Genomic DNA, 282 nt, shown 5'->3' with positions numbered 1-282 from the left:
ATTTTTGGTGATCGTTTCTTGCTGACAAAAAGGGCAGGCTTGAGGATCCTTATGATCTGAAATGTACTGGAGCCCTTGCTTCACCCAGTCAGAATTGCCAGCTTTGGTGATGAACTCTGCAACTGAACCTTCTTGGCTGCCGACAATAATCTTCGACCAGAGGGAATCCCCTTCAATACTCAGCCAGCCAGCGGAAAGGGTTGGGATTTTCGTGAATGAAGCTGCACCCTCGCCTTCGATTGACGAGGCCTCTGCCTTCAAATCATCTACCGTGTAGCCAGG

Annotated in this window: 1 protein-coding gene; it reads right to left on the bottom strand. The window is 49.6% G+C overall.

Annotated features, from left to right (window positions below; genetic code table 11):
• On the bottom strand, positions 1-282 hold a 282-nt coding region (locus KMS84_RS40025), incomplete at both ends, for an AAA family ATPase (RefSeq protein ID WP_256921572.1).

Origin of the sequence: Streptomyces hilarionis (assembly GCF_024539675.1) — a bacterium.
Classification (GTDB): domain Bacteria; phylum Actinomycetota; class Actinomycetes; order Streptomycetales; family Streptomycetaceae; genus Streptomyces; species Streptomyces hilarionis.
This window is presented reverse-complemented; position numbering and strand designations above follow the sequence as displayed.